The sequence below is a fragment of the Billgrantia gudaonensis genome (assembly GCF_900100195.1).
Classification (GTDB): domain Bacteria; phylum Pseudomonadota; class Gammaproteobacteria; order Pseudomonadales; family Halomonadaceae; genus Halomonas; species Halomonas gudaonensis.
In genome coordinates, this window is sequence record NZ_FNES01000001.1 from 300,356 (window position 1) to 314,214 (window position 13,859).

A 13,859-nucleotide genomic window follows, 5' to 3' on the forward strand; every position below is an offset into this window, starting at 1 on the left:
CTGGGCCTCGGGCTTGGGCGCGTCCGCCTTGGGCTCGGCAGGCTTCTGTGCCGGCTTGGGCTTGGGCGTTTCCGCCTTGGGCTCGGCGGGCTTCTGTGCCGGCTCGGCCTTGGGCTGGGCGCGCTTCTCGTTCGGTTTGGTCTCGGTTACCTGTGCCGTCGTTTCGGCAGAAGAGTCCGTAGCCTCTGCCTGGAGCCGCTTCTGCTCGGCTTCTGCCTCGGGCTTGATGGCGTGCTGGCGGGTGCGGTTGCGCGGGTTGTTGCGCGTGCGCTTGGGCTTGCCGCTATCGGCCTTGGCGGTATCGGCCTTGGCGGTATCTGCCGCCTTTTCGGGGGTTGGCTTTTCACTCGCTTTGCCGTTGCCGGAGGGCTTGTCGGCCGTTTTCTCGGTGGGCTGCTTGCGAGCCGCATCGCGCCCACGACCGCCACCGTCACGGGCCGCTGGCTTGTCTGCCTGGGGCGTGCTGCGTCCACGGCCACCACGGCTGCCGCGCCGTCCTTCGTCACCATCGCTGCGTGCATCGCCACGGCTGGATTCGGAAGTGCGGCCCTGGTTGCGCGGGCTGCGACCCTCATCGCGAGCGTCGCTGCGCGGACGACGGTTCTGGCCCCGATCGCTGCGCGATTCGCCGCTGCCACGCGTGCCTTGGCTGGATTTGTCGCTCGGTTTGGGACTTGCAGCCGGGGCTTCGGTCTCGCCGGCTTCATCGCTGCCGAGCCATTTGGCCACGCCCTTCACCAGGCGGCCGAGTACGCCGCTGGGAGCCGGCAGCGAGGCGGGTGGCGTCGACGACGAGGAGGAGGGTTGCTGCTGGAGCGAGGCAGGGGCCGGCTCGTTGTGGATCACGGTCTTGACCGCTGCCTCGGCGCGGGCCGTGGGCTTGGCGGCACTGGTGTCCGGCTCCTTGCCCACCTCGCTGTCGGTGGAAAGCTCGAAGCTCGACTTGTCGAGGGCCCCTTCATCCTCGACGTGATCGTCGCGCAAGCGCTGCACGTCGTAGTGCGGCGTGTGCATGTCGGGGCTCGGCAGGATCAGCAGGCGCACTTCCTGGCGGCGCTCGATGTCGGCCAGTACGTTACGCTTTTCATTGAGCAGATAGGTGGCCACGGGTACCGGCAGGATTGCGCGAATCTGGGCGCTGCGCTCCTTCATGGCCTCCTCCTCGATGAGGCGCATGATGGAAAGCGAGATGGAGCGCACGTCGCGAATGGTGCCCTGACCATTGCAGCGCGGGCAGACCACGCCGCTGGTCTCGCCCAGCGAGGGGCGCAGGCGCTGACGCGACATCTCCATCAGGCCGAAACGCGAGATGCGCCCGATCTGCACCCGCGCGCGGTCGAGCTTGAGGGCGTCGCGCATGCGGTTCTCGACCTCGCGCTGGTTGCGCGCGGGGCTCATGTCGATGAAGTCGATCACCACCAGGCCGCCGATGTCGCGCAGGCGCAGCTGGCGCGCGATCTCGTCGGCGGCTTCCAGGTTGGTCTGCAGGGCGGTCTCTTCGATGTCGCTGCCGCGGGTGGCGCGCGCCGAGTTGATGTCGATGGAGACTAGCGCTTCGGTGTGGTCGATGACGATGGAACCGCCGGAAGGCAGTTTGACCTCGCGCTCGTAGGCGGTTTCGATCTGCGACTCGATCTGGAAGCGCGAGAACAGCGGCACCTCGTCAGCGTAGAGCTTGATCTTCTGCTGGTAGGAGGGCATCACCTGACGGATGAAGGAGAGAGCGTCCCGATGCACCTGTTCGCTGTCGATCAGCACCTCGCCGATGTCCTGGCGCAGGTAGTCGCGCATGGCACGGATGATGACGTTGGACTCGCGATAGATCAGGAAGGGCGCTGGGCGTTTGCCGGCCTCTTCGGTGATCGCTTCCCACACCTGCACGAGGTAGTCGAGATCCCACTGCAGCTCCTCGGTGGAGCGGCCGATGCCGGCAGTACGCACGATGACGCCCATCTTGTCGGGCACCGTAAGCTGGCCCATGGCCTCCTTGAGCTGGCTGCGTTCCTCGCCCTCGATGCGCCGCGATATGCCGCCGGCGCGTGGGTTGTTGGGCATCAACACCAGAAAGCGGCCGGCCAGGCTGATGAAGGTGGTCAGCGCCGCTCCCTTGTTGCCGCGCTCCTCCTTGTCGACCTGAACGATGACTTCCTGGCCTTCCTTGAGCACCTCCTTGATGCTGGGGCGCCCGGAAGTCTCCTTGAGGAAGTATTCGCGGGCCACTTCCTTGAGGGGCAGAAAGCCGTGGCGCTCGGCACCGAAATCGACGAAGGCGGCTTCCAGCGAGGGTTCGACGCGGGTGATGCGACCGCGATAGATGTTGGCTTTCTTCTGCTCCCGGGCACCGGATTCGATGTCCAGGTCGTAGAGGCGTTGTCCATCGACCAGGGCGACCCGCAGCTCTTCCGGCTGGGTCGCATTGATGAGCATGCGTTTCATGTCGTCTCGCAAACTGAGTGCGCCGGCGAGCCTCGGCGACGGCGAACCGCTGGTGCTGCGTGCTTGTGCTCAGCGCATGTCGCGGATGCGCAGTGGCGCCCGATCGATACCGGACCGTGAGTCCGATACGACATGATCCTGTTGAGTACGCGGTGGAGGCAAGACGTGTCTCGGCGGGTTCTGTGCCCATCCGGCCCTGCGGTCTCCACCAGACACCTGGCATTCATCGATTCGCCAACGCCGGCCACCGACACGATGTTGAACGATTCCCGTGGCCACTGCTCGCACTGAAGGGGCGAGCGGGGATCCGGGCGTGGCGTTACTGCTTGTCTGTTTCTGGGTCCACTCGTCGGCGGCGGGACCTTTGCATGGGTCGTCGCGGCCTGATTTCGTCGCTCCGGCCTGCGTGTCTGTCGGGCAGGCGCTAGGGGACCGAAGGGATCCATCCGAGCGAGCAGGCAATATAGCAGCAATGGGGGGGAGCGGCAATTGGCGCGGAAAGCGCTGCAGTGCGATAGAATGCCGTTTCTCAACGACTTCTCGAGCGGGAGAACCATGACCGAAGGACGCGATGTGCAGTGGGTGGAAGTGGGCGAGGGCCAGGCCGGTCAGCGTATCGACAACTTCCTGGTCACGCGTCTGAAAGGCGTGCCGCGCGCGCTGATCTACCGCATCGTGCGCAAGGGTGAGGTGCGGGTGAACAAGAAGCGCGTCAAGGCCGATACGCGCCTGGCTGTCGGTGATCGGGTGCGCATTCCGCCGCTCAGGTTGTCGCCTCGCGAGGCAGTGCGCGAGGTGAGCGACAACCTGCGCAACCTGCTGGCCGGCAGCGTCCTGCTGGAAGGGCGCGACTGGCTGGTGATCAACAAGCCGGCGGGGCTTGCCGTGCATGGCGGCAGCGGTGTCAAGATCGGTCTGATCGAGGCGTTGCGCCAGGTGCGCGAGGATCTCGACTTTCTCGAACTCGTGCATCGCCTGGATCGCGACACCTCCGGGTGCCTGTTGCTGGCCAAATCGCGCCCGGCGCTGCTGGCGCTCAACGAGTCGCTCAAGCAGCAGCGCATGGACAAGCAGTATTTGGCGCTGGTGGCGGGGCGTTGGCCGGTTCGGCGCGACTTCGTCAGCGCCCGCCTGGAGCGTTACACCCTGGCCAACGGCGAGCGTCGGGTGCGGGTCGATGCCGCGGGGAAGGTGGCGCGTACCCGTTTCTCGGTACGCGAGGCCATGTCGAAGGTCAGTCTAGTGGAGGCAGAGCCGGTCACCGGGCGTACCCACCAGATCCGCGTCCATGCCGTCCACGCCGGCCATGCCCTGCTGGGCGATGACAAGTACGGCTCTCGCGAGGGCAAGGCTCTCGCCAGGCGACTGGGCCTGTCGCGACTCTTCCTGCATGCCGCGGCGCTCACCTTCCCGGAACCGACCAGTGGCCGTCCGGTGCAGATTCGGGCGCCGCTGCCCGAGGATCTGGAGGGCGTGCTCGCGCGTGCCCGGGAACTCGGTTGAGGCCGGGCCAGCAAGAATCGATGGCTACCCCACCACAGCCAACAATGACGAAAGCGGAGTGGCGATGCGTTACCGACTGGTGATCTTCGACTGGGATGGCACCCTGATGGACTCCGCCGCCCGAATCGTATCCAGCATGCAGGCGGCCGCCCACGAAGCGGGCTGGGGAGCGCTGCCCGACGAGGCGGTACGCGACATCATCGGCCTGGGGCTGCCCGAGGCCATTGCACGTCTGTGTCCTGGCATCGATGCCGAGCGTGCGGAGTTGCTGCGCAGCCGCTACGCCTTTCATTTCGTGCAGGGCGATGCCACGCCGATGCGTTTCTTTCCTGGCGTGGTCGAGGGTATCGTGCGGCTGCGCGCCTCGGCCGAGCGCCGCCTGGCAGTGGCCACCGGCAAGAGTCGCAAGGGGCTCGATCGCATCTTTCGGGAGAGCGACAGCGCCCGCTGGTTCCACGCCAGCCGTACCGCCGACCTGACGCGCTCGAAGCCCCACCCGCTGATGCTCGAGGAGCTCCTGGCCGAGCTGGACGTCGATGTCGGCGAGGCGGTGATGGTGGGCGATACCGAATACGATCTGGAAATGGCGCGGGCGCTGGACATGGATCGAGTGGCCGTTACCTGGGGCGTGCACGCCCCGGCGCGGCTCGAGGCCAGTCGACCCGTTTACATGGCAGAGAGCGTTGCGGCACTGTTCGATTGGCTGGAGCGGTGAACACGCCCGGTTCGGTCGCGACGACCTGGTACCTCGTCAACAGGAGCACGAGTTGAAATGAACGACGACAAGCGCAACGACCCCTGGACCCAGGGCGATGAGTCGTCACCGAGCGGGGGGCGCGAGCCGTTGCCGTCCTCGGCGGAGACGGAGCCCGACCGCGAAGATGCCGAGACGTTGCAGGCCCGCGAGCGGCTGGCTCAGGTGGAGATGCTCGACCGCTGGGTGGGCGGCGTGCTGGCCGAGCAGCGACGCAGCCGCCGCTGGAAACTCTTCTTCCGCCTCGTCTTCGTCGCGCTGATCCTGGCCTCGCTGTCCGCGGCGCTCTATGGGGCTTTCTTCGCCGGGGCGATGACGGACGAGCCCGAGCGTCCGCACCTGGGGGTGGTAGAGCTGAGGGGCGCCATCGATGCGCAGTCGCCGGCCAGCGCCGAGCGGCTCATCGCCGGGCTCAATCGGGCCTGGGAGTCGCCGGGTGCCGAGGCGGTGATACTGCATATCGATAGCCCTGGCGGCAGTCCGGTGCAGTCGCAGCGGGTATTCGACGAAATCATGCGGCTGCGCGATCAGGGCGACAAGCCGATCATCGCGGTGATCGAGGACGTCGGTGCCAGTGGCGCCTACTATATCGCCGCCGCGGCGGACGAGATCGTCGCCTCGCCGGCCAGCCTGGTGGGCTCCATCGGGGTCATCTTCTCCGGTTTCGGCTTCGAGGAGGCCATCGATCGTCTCGGCGTGGAGCGTCGCGTCTACACCGCCGGCGAAGACAAGGCGTTTCTCGACCCCTTCTCCGAGGTGGCCCCGGATCAGCGTCGTTTCTGGCAGTCGGTGCTCGATACGACTCATCAGCAGTTCATCGACGCCGTGCGCGAAGGCCGGGGAGATCGCCTGGCGGAGGACGAGGAGCTCTTCAGCGGGCTCATCTGGAGCGGTGAGCAGGCGCTGTCCCTGGGCCTGATCGATGGCCTGGACAGCATCGAAGGCGTGGCGCGCAGCCGTCTCGGCGAGGTGCGACTGCACGATTACACACCCGGCCTCGACCCCTTCGAGCGGCTGAGTCGTCGCTTCGGACGGGTGGCGATGGAGTGGCTGGGCGTGCCGAAAAGCGGATCGCCAGTACGCTACCAGCTTCGTTAGCCACGAGCCGCTAGCCACGAGATGCGGGCCACGAGCCACGAGATGCGGGCCACGAGCCACGGGTTGCGGGTTTCGACGGGCAAGTCAGACCATTGCCCGCAGCCCGCAGCCCGCAGCCCGCAGCCCGCAGCCCGCAGCCCGCAGCCCGCAGCCCGCAGCCCGCAGCCGCAGCCGCAGTTCACTGCGCGCCGAGCGGGTCCAGCCCCGCCTCGCGTAGCAGGGTGCACAGGCGGATCAGCGGTAGGCCGATCAGGGCATTGGGGTCGTCTCCCTCCAGGCATTCGAACAGTGCGATGCCCAGCCCCTCCATGCGGAAGCTGCCGGCGCTGTCCAGCGGGCGCTCTCGCTCCACGTAGCTGGCGATCTCGGCCTTGCTCAGCTTGCGGAACACCACGTCGAAACGCTCGTGGCATACCCAGTGCCGGCCACTGGCCGTGTCGAGCAGTGCCAGGCCGGTGAGGAAGCGTACCCGCTGGTTCGAGAAACGCGCCAGCTGTGCGCGGGCGGTGGCGGCATCGCCGGGCTTGCCGAGGATGTCGCCGTCGAACACGGCGACCTGGTCGGACCCGACGATCAGGTGAGTCGGGTAGTCGTCTGCCAGGCGACTGGCCTTGGCCAGCGCCAGGCGATGTACCAGGACTTGTGGCGATTCTCCTTCCCGGGGAGTCTCGTCGATGTCCGGACTGGCCCACGCGTAGGGGATGCCCAGGCGGTCGATCAATTGGCGGCGGTAGGGCGAGCCGGAGGCGAGAACGAGGCGCGTCATGCATGTCTCCTGCGGCGATGAAGGGGAGCGAGTGGCGTCTCAGTATGCCACGTCGCGCAGTCGGTGCAGCGGCTTTGACAGGGGCGGGGGGAGTGCCTATCATTGCGCGCCTATGTTGACCTCACGACTTCCCGACTGGGTCGAGCCCTACAAGCTCGCTGCCCGTGCCGAACGCCTCGAGGGCCTGGTGGCCCTGGATGGGTTCGCGCGGCTGGCCGAGCAGGTGGGAGCGCAGAGAGGCGACTGCTCGGTGTGGCTCGACTTCGCCATCGACGCCCAGGGGCGGCGTGAGATTCATGGCCGCCTGAAGGCCGAGTTGCAGCTGCCGTGTCGGCGCTGCTTGTTGCCCATGACTCAGCAGGTCGAGAGCGACTTTCGACTGGGCATGGTGACCAGCGATGCATTGGCGGCCGAACTGCCGAGCACCCACGAGCCGGTGCTGGTGGAAAACGAACAGCTGAACCTGCTGGAGACGGTGGAGGACGAGCTGATCCTCAGCCTGCCCCAGTCGGTCTACCACGACGAGGCGCAGTGTAGCGTCTCGAGCGACCAGCTGAGCAGTGGCGAGGCGGCGGAGTCATCGGCGCCGGCTGCTGTCAGCCCCTTCGAGGTGCTGCGTCGCCTCAAGGGCAAACCCTGATTTCTCGATCGATTCACTCTGGAGTGTGATCCCATGGCAGTTCAACAGAACCGCAAGACCCGTTCCAAGCGCGGCATGCGTCGTAGTCACGACGCCCTGAGTGCACCGACCCTGTCTCAGGACAAGGAAACCGGTACCACTCACCTGCGCCATCATGTCTCTCCCGACGGTTTCTATCGCGGCCGCAAGGTCGTCGACGTCTGAGCTGACGAATAGCTGATAACGCCAGGTCGTGCCGCGTGCGGATCGCCATCGATGCCATGGGGGGGGATGCGGGCCCCCGTGCGGTGGTGCAGGGTGCGGCACTGACCGCGCTGAATCAGCCGGGTCTGCACCTCGAACTGTTCGGTCCGCAGGCCCAGTTGGCAGACGAGATCGCCAATCTGCCGCGGCACCTCGCTGCGGCAGAATCGCACTTGTCCGTCCATCACGCTCCCGACGTCATTCGCCAGGACCAGAGCCTCTCCGAAGCGCTGCGCCGCGGTGCGGATACCAGCATGGCCCGCATGCTGGCGCATGTGGCGAACGGGCAGGCGGACGCCGGGGTCAGTGCTGGCAACACCGGTGCCTTGATGGCGCTGGCGCGGCGCCATCTCGGCATGGTGGCGAACATGCCCCGGCCTGCCATCAGCACGGCGATACCCACCCGCAATGAAGGGCGCTGCTATCTTCTCGATCTGGGGGCCAACGTCGACGTCAGTGCCGCTCGTTTGGTCGATTTCGCGTGCATGGGCGAGGCCATGGCGCGTCATGTGGATGGCCTGGAGTCGCCTCGGGTGGCCCTGCTCAACGTGGGCAGCGAAGGGACCAAGGGCAGTGCTGCCGTTCGCGAGGCCGATGCTCGGCTGCGCGAACGGGAGGCGTTGAACTATGGCGGCTTCGTCGAGGGTGACGACGTGTTCTCGGGTGCCGCCGACGTCATCGTCTGCGACGGCTTCGTCGGCAATGCGGTGCTCAAGGCCAGCGAGGGGTTGGCGCGCATGCTCATCGAGCGCGTGCAGGCCACTCTGGAGGCTAGCTGGAGCGGTCGCCTGGTAGGGCTTTTGGCGCGCCCGGCGCTGCGACGGCTCAAGGGCGAACTCGACCCGGTACGTTACAATGGTGCGAGCCTGCTGGGGCTCGCCGGGATCGTCATCAAGAGCCACGGCAGTGCCGAGGCCACCGGTTTCGCCTATGCGGTACAGCGCGCCGTACGAGAGGTGAACCAGGATCTGCCGTCACATCTCGCCAGGGAACTGGCCGGCGGTCGGTCCCAATGCAGGACAGCACTCAACAAGAGTAAAGGTGAATGACATGACCCAACCCCTCGCCCTCGTCTTTCCCGGGCAGGGCTCCCAGCAAGTCGGCATGCTGCGTGAGCTGGCCGAGCGCTACAGCGTGGTACGCACCACCTTCGAAGAGGCGTCCGACGCGCTGGGTTATGACCTCTGGAAGCGGGTCCAGGAAGGGCCGGAGGCGCGTCTCAACGCCACGGCCTGTACCCAGCCCGCATTGCTCACGGCCAGCGTGTCGGTCTGGCGCGTGTGGCAGGAGCTGGAGGGGCCGCGGCCCGCTGCGATGGCCGGTCACAGCCTGGGTGAATACAGTGCCATGGTGTGTGCCGGTGTGCTGGGGTTCGCCGATGGGGTGCGCCTGGTGAGACTGCGTGGCGAAGCGATGCAGGCGGCCGTGCCGGAAGGCGAGGGCGCCATGGCGGCGATCCTGGGGCTCGACGATGCACAGGTGGAGGCGGCCTGTACCGCGTCGGCGCAGGGTGATGTGGTTGCCGCCGTCAACTACAATGCTCCCGGTCAGGTGGTCATCGCCGGCAGCAAGGATGCCGTGGAGCGTGCCATCGCAGCTTGCCAGGAAGCCGGTGCCAAGCGTGCCATGCCGCTACCGGTATCGGTTCCTTCGCACTGCGAGCTGATGCGGCCTGCTGCCGAGCGGCTTGCCGCCGCCATGGACGAGCTCGACATGCGTCCGCCGCGCTACACCGTCTACCAGAACGTCGATGCCGAGGCGCATGCCGACGTGGAGACGTTGCGCACTCGCCTGATCGAACAGCTCTACCAGCCGGTACGCTGGACGGCCTGTGTGGAGGCGATGGTTGCCAACGGCGCCGAGGTCTTCATCGAGTGTGGGCCGGGCAAGGTTCTGACCGGGCTCAGCAAGCGCATCGCTCGGGGTAGCAAGGGGCTGGCGGTGAACGACCCGGACAGTCTCGAGGCAGCCCTGGAACTCGCCCGCGAGACGCTGGGCCAGTAGGCTGGGCCGGGGAGCCCGGCATGGATCCAAACGACTATTGGGAACACCTATGACGAGCGAACGCAGAATCGCCCTGGTCACCGGCGCAAGCCGTGGCATCGGTCGCGCCATCGCCCACGAATTGGGGCGCCAGGGACGCGTGGTGATCGGCACCGCCACCACCGAAAGCGGTGCGGCCAAGATCGATGAAGATCTGCGCGCCCAGGGCATCGAGGGGGCGGGACGCGCCCTGGACGTCACCGATTCCGCCAGCGTGGATGCGCTGATCAAGGGCATCGGCGATGAGTTCGGCGCTCCCACCATTCTGGTCAACAATGCCGGCATCACTCGTGACAACCTGCTGATGCGCATGAAGGAAGACGAGTGGGATGCGGTGCTCGACACCAACCTCAAGTCGGTCTACCGCGTGACCAAGGCGTGTCTGCGCGGGATGACCCGGTCGCGCTTCGGGCGTATCGTCAACATCAGTTCGGTAGTGGCCACCATGGGCAACCTGGGGCAGACCAACTATGCGGCCGCCAAGGCCGGCATGGAGGGCTTCACTCGTGCGCTGGCACGTGAAGTGGCCGCGCGCACCATCACGGTCAATGCCGTGGCGCCCGGCTTCATCGCCACCGACATGACCCAGGCACTGCCCGAGGAACAGCACCAGATGCTGCTGAAACAGATCCCGCTTTCGCGCCTGGGAGAACCGGAAGAGATCGCTGCGGCCGTGGGCTTTCTCACCAGCGACGGCGCCGGTTACATCACCGGCGAGACGCTGCAGGTCAACGGCGGCATGAACATGCGTTGAACCCCCCGCGGGTCGGCGGTTGCGCCGACCGGGGGCCGTCTATAAACTACCCCGCAGCTTTGCGGTTGCGGACCACCCGGCTGGTCATCTGAACGGCTAACTTGAACGACTGGAGTACGTCATAATGAGCACCATCGAAGAGCGCGTGAAGAAGGTTGTGGCCGAGCGCCTGAACGTCAAGGAAGAGGACATCCAGAACAGCTCCTCCTTCACCGAGGACCTCGGTGCCGATTCTCTGGACACCGTCGAGCTGGTCATGGCGCTCGAGGAGGAGTTCGATACCGAGATTCCCGATGAGGAAGCCGAGAAGATCACCACCGTTCAGGAAGCCGTTGATTACGTCAATGCCCATCAGTGAGGGCTTGGTCGTCACCGCTTGCTGAGGTGAATCGAGCGATGCGAATCGCTAGGGCCGCATGCGAGGCCCGCGGAAAGCCGCCCTGCGTTCAGGGCGGCTTTCCGCTTTATGGGCGCGGTTCCCCCAGGCGGGGGTGAGTCCGGTATAATGCGTGCCAATGGCGACCCGTTGGGTCGTGTCATCAAGGTTGTCTGGAGGAGAGCGGATGGCTCGTAGAGTAGTGGTGACCGGGCTGGGATTGGTCACGCCGGTGGGCAACACCGTCGAAGAGAGCTGGGAGAGCATCCTGGCTGGCAAGAGCGGCATCGCCCCCATCGAGCATTTCGATGCCAGCAGCTTCAACACGCGCTTCGGGGGCTCGGTCAAAGGGTTCGACATCAGCCCCCACCTCAATCCCAAGGATGCGCGCAAGATGGACCTGTTCATCCAGTACGGGATTGCCGCAGGCGCTCAGGCCATCAGCGATGCGGGCCTCGAGTGCAGCGAGGAAAACGCCGAACGGATCGGCGTGGCGGTCGGCTCCGGCATCGGTGGGTTGCCGATGATCGAGCACAATCACAATGCCCTGCTCAAGGGCGGGCCACGGCGCATCTCGCCGTTCTTCGTGCCCGGCTCGATCATCAACATGATTTCCGGGAACCTGGCGATTCAGCACGGCTTTCGTGGTCCCAACATCGCCATCACCACGGCTTGTACCACCGGAACGCACAACATCGGTTACAGTGCGCGCACCATCGCCTACGGCGATGCCGACGTGATGATCTGCGGCGGTGCCGAGATGGCCACCACCCCCCTGGGCCTGGGGGGCTTCTCCGCGGCGCGCGCGCTCTCCACGCGCAACGACGACCCGACAGCGGCCAGTCGCCCCTGGGATCGCGACCGCGACGGTTTCGTGCTTTCCGACGGTGCCGGGGTACTGGTGCTGGAGGAGTACGAGCATGCCAAGGCTCGCGGAGCGACCATCTATGCCGAACTGGCCGGTTTCGGCATGAGCGACGATGCCCATCACATGACGGCGCCGCCCGAGGACGGTAGTGGCGCCGCGCTTTCCATGCGCAATGCCATCCGCGATGCGCGGCTCGATCCCGCCACGATCGACTACATCAATGCCCATGGAACCTCGACTCAAGCCGGCGACGTCGCCGAGACACGGGCCGTCAAGCAGGTCATGGGCGAGGCAGCACACAGTGTGTCGGTGAGCTCCACCAAGTCCATGATCGGTCACTTGCTTGGCGCCGCCGGCGCCGTCGAGGCGGTCTTCTCGGTGCTGACGATTCGCGATCAGGTCGTGCCGCCGACCATCAACCTCGACAACCCCGATGAAGACTGCGACCTGGACTACGTGCCCTACACAGCCCGCGAGCGCCGGGTCGACGTGGCGATGTCGAACTCCTTCGGCTTCGGCGGCACCAACGGAACTCTGGTCTTCACCAAGGTGTGATGACGTCGTCGCTGCCACTCGAGGACCGCGGCCTGGCCTACGGCGATGGGCTCTTCGAGACCGTTCTGCTGAACGATGGCCAGCCCCGGCTATGGGATGAGCATCTGGCTCGCCTGGTGCGGGGCTGTCATGCGCTGGGGATTCCCATGCCGGCCGAACATGACCTGGCGGCACCGCTGGCCGAGGCGCCACGGGGTCTGGCCGTTCTCAAGCTGGTCGTCACCCGCGGCAGTGGCGGCCGTGGCTATTGCCCGCCACGCGATCCCGAGCCGCGTCTGGCCTGGCAAGTCTCGGCGTTTTCGCCCGCTGTCGATGCCTGGCGCCAGGGTGTGCGGGTTCGTCACTGCCGGCTGCGGCTGGGCATTCAGCCCTTGCTGGCGGGTATCAAGCACCTGGGGCGTCTCGAGAACGTGCTGGCACGGGCCGAGTGGAGCGATCCGCAAGTCGCCGAGGGGCTCGTCTGCGACAGTGACGGCGTGCTGGTCGAGGCGACGGCGATGAATCTCTTCTGGCAGCGAGATGGGCGCCTGGAAACTCCGTGCCTCGACCGCTGCGGCGTGGCCGGTACGCTACGTGCTGCACTGCTCGAACGCCTCGCCATCGACGAGGTCGCCGCGAAGCCGGAGGCGCTGCTCGACGCCGAGGCGGTTTGGGTGGGCAATTCCGTACAGGGGGTGTGGCCGTTGGTTCGCCTGGACGATAGCGACGGCCACATGCTGGCGAGCTGGCGCCTCGGCAAGATGCACCGGGCGCTGCAGGCCGAGGCTCAGGCGCTGCTCGGCTACCCGTTGGCAGAACACTGAACGAGGAGAATGCATGCTGCGCGTGGTGAAGACACTGGTGGTACTTGCCGTGCTGGCCGCGGTAGCGGCGTTTGCCGGCTATCGCTACTGGGAGAGTCGCCTCGACGCCCCCATCGCCGTGGAGGAAACCACGCTCTACGAGGTACCGCGCGGTGCCGGGTACCATCAGGTGGTCCGGGAACTGGCCAGTCGAGGCATCCTGAACGACCCTTGGGCGTTTCGCCTGCTGGTGCGACTCGAGCCCGGTAGCGTGCCATCGCTACGGGCCGGCGAGTATGCCCTGGAGCCCGGCATGAGCGGGCGCGAGCTGCTGACGCTGCTGGGCAGCAACGAGGTCGTCACCTACTCGCTGACCGTTCCCGAAGGCTGGACCTTCGACCAGTTTCGTGCCGCGCTGGAAGGAGCCGAAAAACTGGAACAGCGCACCAGCGGGCTTTCCGACGACGAGATCATGGCTCGACTGGGGCAGGAAGGCGAGCATCCGGAAGGACGCTTCTTTCCCGATACCTACCAATATCACAAGGGCATGAGCGACCTGGACATTCTGCGTCAGGCGCATGCCAGCATGGAGGAAGTCCTTGCCGAGACGTGGGCCGAGCGCCAGGAAGAGTTGCCGATCGATTCTCCTTACGAAGCGCTGATTCTGGCCTCGCTGATCGAGCGAGAGACCGGCGCTGCGGAAGAGCGCCGCGAGATCGCCGGTGTCTTCACGCGGCGACTGGAGCGCGGCATGCGCCTGCAGACCGACCCCACGGTGATCTATGGCATGGGCGAGCGCTATGAAGGCAATATCACCCGGGCGGACCTGCGCGAGGCAACGCCCTACAATACCTACGTGATCGACGGCCTGCCGCCGACGCCCATCGCGTTGCCTGGTCGGGCTGCCCTGGAGGCCGCGGTGAATCCCGAACCCGGCGATACGCTCTACTTCGTGTCTCGGGGCGACGGTACTCATCACTTCTCGCGCACCCTGCGCGAACATAACAATGCCGTGAACCGTTACATTCGCAACCGTTGACG

15 protein-coding genes are annotated in these 13,859 nt (G+C 66.2%); 13 read left to right on the top strand and 2 right to left on the bottom strand.

Annotation, left to right across the window (positions count from 1 at the left end):
* Nucleotides 1-2,436: ribonuclease E (gene rne, locus BLP96_RS01340; protein WP_089682298.1), on the bottom strand; the 2,436-nt coding region annotated here is incomplete at its 3' end.
* On the opposite strand from rne, the gene BLP96_RS20045 reads away from it, so the two are divergent.
* From BLP96_RS20045 to sppA, 4 genes are all read left to right on the top strand, one after another.
* Nucleotides 2,435-2,572: a hypothetical protein gene (locus tag BLP96_RS20045; protein ID WP_176761427.1), complete on the top strand. Its 138-nt coding sequence runs from the start codon at nt 2,435-2,437 to the stop codon at nt 2,570-2,572. The genes rne and BLP96_RS20045 overlap by 2 nt on opposite strands.
* Nucleotides 2,573-2,991: 419 nt before the next feature.
* Nucleotides 2,992-3,939, top strand: coding sequence for an RluA family pseudouridine synthase (locus BLP96_RS01345; RefSeq protein WP_089682300.1), 948 nt, complete (start codon nt 2,992-2,994; stop codon nt 3,937-3,939).
* Nucleotides 3,940-4,003: 64 nt separating this feature from the next.
* Nucleotides 4,004-4,654: an HAD family hydrolase gene (locus BLP96_RS01350; RefSeq protein WP_089682302.1), complete on the top strand. Its 651-nt coding sequence runs from the start codon at nt 4,004-4,006 to the stop codon at nt 4,652-4,654.
* A gap of 57 nt (nt 4,655-4,711) precedes the next feature.
* Complete coding sequence (sppA, locus tag BLP96_RS01355) at nt 4,712-5,791, top strand: signal peptide peptidase SppA (protein ID WP_089682304.1); 1,080 nt, start codon at nt 4,712-4,714, stop codon at nt 5,789-5,791.
* A 178-nt stretch (nt 5,792-5,969) separates the two neighbouring features.
* Here the strand turns inward: sppA and BLP96_RS01365 are convergent, their stop codons facing one another.
* Nucleotides 5,970-6,557: a Maf family protein gene (locus tag BLP96_RS01365; protein ID WP_089682308.1), complete on the bottom strand. Its 588-nt coding sequence runs from the start codon at nt 6,555-6,557 to the stop codon at nt 5,970-5,972.
* 112 nt (nt 6,558-6,669) lie between these two features.
* On the opposite strand from BLP96_RS01365, the gene BLP96_RS01370 reads away from it, so the two are divergent.
* From BLP96_RS01370 to mltG, 9 genes are all read left to right on the top strand, one after another.
* On the top strand, nt 6,670-7,197 hold the full coding sequence (locus BLP96_RS01370; protein ID WP_089682310.1) for a YceD family protein: 528 nt from the start codon (nt 6,670-6,672) through the stop codon (nt 7,195-7,197).
* A 33-nt stretch (nt 7,198-7,230) separates the two neighbouring features.
* The gene (rpmF, locus tag BLP96_RS01375) at nt 7,231-7,401 is read left to right on the top strand and encodes a 50S ribosomal protein L32 (RefSeq protein WP_010627954.1); all 171 of its coding nucleotides are present in this window, start codon (nt 7,231-7,233) and stop codon (nt 7,399-7,401) included.
* 35 nt (nt 7,402-7,436) lie between these two features.
* Nucleotides 7,437-8,489, top strand: coding sequence for a phosphate acyltransferase PlsX (plsX, locus tag BLP96_RS01380; RefSeq protein WP_089682312.1), 1,053 nt, complete (start codon nt 7,437-7,439; stop codon nt 8,487-8,489).
* Nucleotide 8,490: 1 nt separating this feature from the next.
* On the top strand, nt 8,491-9,444 hold the full coding sequence (fabD, locus tag BLP96_RS01385) for an ACP S-malonyltransferase (RefSeq protein WP_089682314.1): 954 nt from the start codon (nt 8,491-8,493) through the stop codon (nt 9,442-9,444).
* A 49-nt stretch (nt 9,445-9,493) separates the two neighbouring features.
* Nucleotides 9,494-10,237, top strand: coding sequence for a 3-oxoacyl-ACP reductase FabG (gene fabG, locus BLP96_RS01390; protein WP_089682316.1), 744 nt, complete (start codon nt 9,494-9,496; stop codon nt 10,235-10,237).
* A 124-nt stretch (nt 10,238-10,361) separates the two neighbouring features.
* Nucleotides 10,362-10,595 (top strand): acyl carrier protein, encoded by a 234-nt coding sequence (acpP, locus tag BLP96_RS01395; RefSeq protein ID WP_016854353.1) that lies wholly within the window; start codon nt 10,362-10,364, stop codon nt 10,593-10,595.
* A gap of 205 nt (nt 10,596-10,800) precedes the next feature.
* Nucleotides 10,801-12,036 (top strand): beta-ketoacyl-ACP synthase II, encoded by a 1,236-nt coding sequence (gene fabF, locus BLP96_RS01400; RefSeq protein WP_089682317.1) that lies wholly within the window; start codon nt 10,801-10,803, stop codon nt 12,034-12,036.
* Nucleotides 12,036-12,839 carry an aminodeoxychorismate lyase gene (pabC, locus tag BLP96_RS01405; RefSeq protein WP_089682319.1) on the top strand — a complete coding sequence of 268 codons (804 nt, stop codon included), beginning with the start codon at nt 12,036-12,038 and terminating at the stop codon, nt 12,837-12,839. The genes fabF and pabC overlap by 1 nt, the downstream gene beginning before the upstream one ends.
* Before the next feature lie 13 nt (nt 12,840-12,852).
* A complete protein-coding gene (gene mltG, locus BLP96_RS01410) occupies nt 12,853-13,857 on the top strand; it encodes an endolytic transglycosylase MltG (protein ID WP_089682321.1) in 1,005 nt (334 codons plus the stop codon).
* Nucleotides 13,858-13,859 lie beyond the last annotated feature (2 nt).

Bases quoted from the DNA above. Each gene is read 5' to 3' on its own strand.
- sppA (WP_089682304.1), top strand. From the start codon at position 4,712: ATGAACGACGACAAGCGCAACGACCCCTGGACCCAGGGCGATGAGTCG.
- acpP (WP_016854353.1), top strand. From the start codon at position 10,362: ATGAGCACCATCGAAGAGCGCGTGAAGAAGGTTGTGGCCGAGCGCCTG.
- BLP96_RS01345 (WP_089682300.1), top strand. From the start codon at position 2,992: ATGACCGAAGGACGCGATGTGCAGTGGGTGGAAGTGGGCGAGGGCCAG.
- rpmF (WP_010627954.1), top strand. From the start codon at position 7,231: ATGGCAGTTCAACAGAACCGCAAGACCCGTTCCAAGCGCGGCATGCGT.
- pabC (WP_089682319.1), top strand. From the start codon at position 12,036: ATGACGTCGTCGCTGCCACTCGAGGACCGCGGCCTGGCCTACGGCGAT.
- BLP96_RS01365 (WP_089682308.1), bottom strand. From the start codon at position 6,557: ATGACGCGCCTCGTTCTCGCCTCCGGCTCGCCCTACCGCCGCCAATTG.
- BLP96_RS01370 (WP_089682310.1), top strand. From the start codon at position 6,670: ATGTTGACCTCACGACTTCCCGACTGGGTCGAGCCCTACAAGCTCGCT.
- BLP96_RS20045 (WP_176761427.1), top strand. From the start codon at position 2,435: ATGTCGTCTCGCAAACTGAGTGCGCCGGCGAGCCTCGGCGACGGCGAA.
- fabD (WP_089682314.1), top strand. From the start codon at position 8,491: ATGACCCAACCCCTCGCCCTCGTCTTTCCCGGGCAGGGCTCCCAGCAA.
- mltG (WP_089682321.1), top strand. From the start codon at position 12,853: ATGCTGCGCGTGGTGAAGACACTGGTGGTACTTGCCGTGCTGGCCGCG.
- fabG (WP_089682316.1), top strand. From the start codon at position 9,494: ATGACGAGCGAACGCAGAATCGCCCTGGTCACCGGCGCAAGCCGTGGC.
- BLP96_RS01350 (WP_089682302.1), top strand. From the start codon at position 4,004: ATGCGTTACCGACTGGTGATCTTCGACTGGGATGGCACCCTGATGGAC.
- fabF (WP_089682317.1), top strand. From the start codon at position 10,801: ATGGCTCGTAGAGTAGTGGTGACCGGGCTGGGATTGGTCACGCCGGTG.